The following is a 4,022-nucleotide window of genomic DNA, read 5'->3' on the forward strand; positions in this document are numbered from 1 at the left end:
GTCAAAGGACGCCAGATCCAGATCTGCAACATCAACATATTCGCAGGTACCAGCGTTTAACAGCAGCAGATCCAGCACTACGCCGTCCGTCTGTAATTGCTCTGCAGCAGCTTTCACAGCGCCATCATCAGTCAGATCCAGCGAAACAGCATTAATACCAGCCTGCCGGCTCAGTTCATCCAGCTTATCTTTTGAGCGTGCTACAGCATATACTGTCCAGCCTTTCGCGGCATAATACAGCGCCAGCTCTCGGCCAATGCCGGAACTTGCACCGGTAATTAAGCAGGTGGGATTCATAATAGCCCCTTAACAATATGACGTTGTTAAGGTTACGGCTGCAACAGCAGATTGGATTTATTCAGGCGTAAAGATCTACACCCAGCAAAGATTGTACTTCACTGCGACGCTGCTCATTGGCCTGGCTTTGATAGGCATCTATTGCCTGTTGGCTGCGCCGGTCAGTCGCACTGCGGAAATTAGCTTGCTGGCGCCGTTCATCGTCCAACCGGTCGATGACAGCTGCACTGGCACGAACGCCGCGACCTTGCGGCAGTTCAGTGGTTTGCTCGTTGCGCGGTTGGGCACGGCGCGGCTCAGTGCCATTAAAAACGGTACTGATACTTTGCGTAGCATTAGCAGCAGAATTGATATTCAGTGTCATAGCACAATATCCGAACAAACTTAGCGCTAATTATAACCCGTCGCGCCAACAAGCCAAGTGTTTTTCAGTTATCGGCCTGGCAACTTTTGCCAGGTTACTTCATCACGCACGTATACAGGTTCAGCCTGATCGGCGCCAACAAAAGCGTTGGCAGCTAGAGCCGGTATGGCCAGTGCCAGCATGTCCTGTGCAGACGGGTATAAAATATCCGCCAGAATATCGGCCTGTTGCAGCTCAAGCAGTTGCTGCTGATACGTTTGCCAGCCGGTTCCCACCGCATACACTTTACCGCTTAGTGCAAAATCCTTTAATTCCGCAGGTTTAACCGCAATTTCGTCACTTATTGCCTGCATCAGGGCTTGTTCTGCGCGAAAGCTGCCAATGTAAACTTCAGCCATGCGTGCATCAATTGCCGCAACAACCTGCTCTGCGTTATACAGCCGCCTGGCGGCCTGTGCCATCGCAGCCAGGGTAGAAACACCATACACCGGAATGTCAGCACCGAATGCCAGCCCCTGGGTAACCCCAACACCAATACGCACGCCGGTAAAACTGCCGGGGCCACGGCCAAAGACTATACCATCTAGCTGAGCCAGGCTAACGCCGGCGTTACTGAGTAACTGCTGGACCATCGGCAAAATACGTTTACTGTGTTGCTGCGGGCAGACCTCATCCAGCGTCAGTATTTCGCTGCCCAGCTGTAAGGCTGCAGAGCACGCTTCTGTTGAGGTATCAAGAGCTAATAGCTTGGGGCCAGATTGCATCACTACGCTTTTAGTCACGTTGGTTGTCCTGTTTTAGCTGGGTTAAAAAATCTACTGCCTCGTCAAGCGACCGGGTGCGACGCATGGGCGGTAAACTGGTTAAAAATACTTCGCCATAAGGTTTGGTGACCAACCGGTTGTCACAGATCACCATAACGCCACGATCGGTAACATCGCGGATTAAACGCCCAACCCCCTGCTTTAATGTGATCACCGCCTGCGGCAACTGTACTTTGGCAAAAGGGTCTTCACCACGCAAGGCGCAGTCCTCACTGCGAGCCTGCAGTAAAGGTTCATCCGGCGAGGCAAAAGGCAACTTGTCGATAATGACACAACTGAGTGCATCACCACGTACATCTACCCCCTCCCAGAAACTGCCGGTTCCCAACAGTACCGCATTATCCAGCGTGACAAACTGTTCCAGCAACAAGCGCTTGCCCGTCGAACCCTGCACCAGCACCGGCTGGCGTACCAGTTCAGGTAATTGTTTCGCGACCATTTGTAGCATACGGTGGCTGGTGAACAGGAAAAAACAGCGGCCATTGTTGGCCTCAACCAAGCGTACGGCAATTTGCAGCAACTGGTGTGCCATGCCCTGCTCGTGTGGCTCGCTCATGTACCTTGGCACACATAACATGGCTTGTTCACTGTAATTAAACGGGCTTTGCAACAGCAAGGTTTTGGCAGCAGTTAAGCCCATTTGCGCAGTGTAATGTGTAAAGCCGTTATTGACTGACAAGGTAGCAGACGTAAATATCCAGCTGCGCTCATTTTCAGCGACAATGTTGCTGAATTTATCTGCGATACTCAAAGGGGTCAGATGCAGGTTAACGTGCAGGCGGGTTGTTTCATACCACAGGCTGACGCCGCTTTGCTGCATGTCCATAAGTTTTAGCAGCCGGGCCTTACACAACGCCAGACGCTCAAAAGCGTTGTCAATCAGATCGCTGCGTCCAAGGCTGCTTTTCATGACCAGATACAGCATGTCTATTGCTTCACTGACACGGTTCAGCGCAGTTTGCATTGCGGCCTGCTGATAGGCTTCGCGCCAGTTACCGCGTGACGGCTCAGTGGCAAACTGCAGGCGCCAGTCTTTTACCAGTTGCGCTACTTTATCTGCTGTTTTTGCCAGTTGCGGATGATCACGTAGTTCGCTCTTGCAGGCAATATCGATATCACGGCACAGGTCAAGTAATAGGCGGCTTGAGACATTCTCGCCAAAATAGTCACTGGCGATATCTGGCAGCTGATGAGCTTCATCAAAAATAATCACATCCATTTGCGGCAGCAATTCGCCAAAGCCGGTGTCTTTTAATGCTAAATCGGCGAAGAATAAATGATGATTAACCACCACCAAATCGGCCGCCTGTGCCTTTTTACGCGCTTTCAGTAAATGGCACTCTTCATACACCGGGCAGTCTTTACCCAGACAATTGTCAGTGGTACTGGTGACATAAGGTAGTGCTTTAGAGTCTTCAGCAATGTAGGTCAGCTCACCGATATCACCGCTTTGAGTCTCGGCAGACCACTTTTTAATCAGGCTCAGATCCTGGATCAGTTGCTCATCCTGCACCGGCACGTGGTTATAGTGCTGCTCAAGCCGAAACAAACATAGATAGTTGCTGCGACCTTTTAACAGTGCCAGTTGCAATGGGCTGGCCAACGCTTTAACCACCTTGGGCAGATCGCGAAAATACAGCTGTTCCTGCAGGTTTTTGGTGCCTGTCGATAGTACGACTTTTTTGCCGCTCAGCAGCGCCGGTACCAGATAAGCGTAGGTTTTACCGGTACCGGTACCGGCTTCAACCACCAAAGCCCCGGGGTGTTCAATCACATCAGCTACCGCCTGCGCCATTTGCAACTGGGCATCACGGGCATTAAAGCCGGCAATATGTTTTGCTAAGGCGCCACCCGCGGCAAAGGCACTCGTTACCTGCTTAAGCATAATGACTCAGGCAACGGCAGTTAAAAGCAGTGATAAATAAGAAAGACAACAGATCACAACCGGCAGAAAAAACAGGCCGCTATTATGCCTCAACAACGGCGAATTTCAGACAAAAATATCCAGATGACCGTCTTTATCGACATGCTGCTCATCTTCGGGCGTAGTGTAGGGGGCATCCGGGTATTCATCCTGACGACGATCACGCTTACGCTGTGGCCGCTGCAAAATCAGGTATTTCTGCTCGTGCGGTTTAACCGGGCTCAGGCGGGCTTCTTTAAATACCGGCACAACCTGTTTCGGGTCAGGTTCCACCGGCGAACCGGGCACACGCTGAACAAAGGGCATAAAAGCATCCATCACACTCTCCTGCAGTTACTTCCCCTTATCGGCAACAGAGCGATAAGCTTTAACGCCCTGTTAACGATAAGAGTACGTTGCTACTGACAAGTTCAGACTAAATGCCACCAGCCTTAGCTAAATGGCTGCTCAACATCTTCAGCTGGCTCAGTAAACCAGCGCGGCCCAGTGTCGGTCATATAGAAATGATCTTCCAGCCGCACACCAAACTCCCCCGGCAACACCAGCATGGGTTCATTACTAAAACACATGCCTGTTGCCAGTGGCATGGTATTGCCCTCGACTAAATAGGGCC

6 protein-coding genes are annotated in these 4,022 nt (G+C 51.3%); all 6 read right to left on the bottom strand.

Going from position 1 to position 4,022, the window contains the following annotated elements; translation table 11 throughout:
* A partial coding sequence (locus VIN66_RS08500) for an SDR family NAD(P)-dependent oxidoreductase (protein ID WP_331923575.1) occupies positions 1–297 on the bottom strand: 297 nt, incomplete at its 3' end.
* A 61-nt stretch (positions 298–358) separates the two neighbouring features.
* Positions 359–661: a hypothetical protein gene (locus VIN66_RS08505; protein WP_331923576.1), complete on the bottom strand. Its 303-nt coding sequence runs from the start codon at positions 659–661 to the stop codon at positions 359–361.
* A gap of 68 nt (positions 662–729) precedes the next feature.
* Complete coding sequence (gene tsaB / locus VIN66_RS08510; RefSeq protein ID WP_331923577.1) at positions 730–1,443, bottom strand: tRNA (adenosine(37)-N6)-threonylcarbamoyltransferase complex dimerization subunit type 1 TsaB; 714 nt, start codon at positions 1,441–1,443, stop codon at positions 730–732.
* Positions 1,436–3,370 carry an ATP-dependent DNA helicase gene (locus tag VIN66_RS08515; protein ID WP_331923578.1) on the bottom strand — a complete coding sequence of 645 codons (1,935 nt, stop codon included), beginning with the start codon at positions 3,368–3,370 and terminating at the stop codon, positions 1,436–1,438. The genes tsaB and VIN66_RS08515 overlap by 8 nt, the downstream gene beginning before the upstream one ends.
* A gap of 105 nt (positions 3,371–3,475) precedes the next feature.
* A complete protein-coding gene (locus tag VIN66_RS08520; protein WP_134056020.1) occupies positions 3,476–3,727 on the bottom strand; it encodes a hypothetical protein in 252 nt (83 codons plus the stop codon).
* A 113-nt stretch (positions 3,728–3,840) separates the two neighbouring features.
* Positions 3,841–4,022: M24 family metallopeptidase (locus VIN66_RS08525; RefSeq protein WP_331923579.1), on the bottom strand; the 182-nt coding region annotated here is incomplete at its 5' end.

It is taken from the genome of Rheinheimera sp. (genome assembly GCF_036568245.1).
In the GTDB taxonomy this organism is placed as follows: Bacteria; Pseudomonadota; Gammaproteobacteria; order Enterobacterales; family Alteromonadaceae; genus Alishewanella.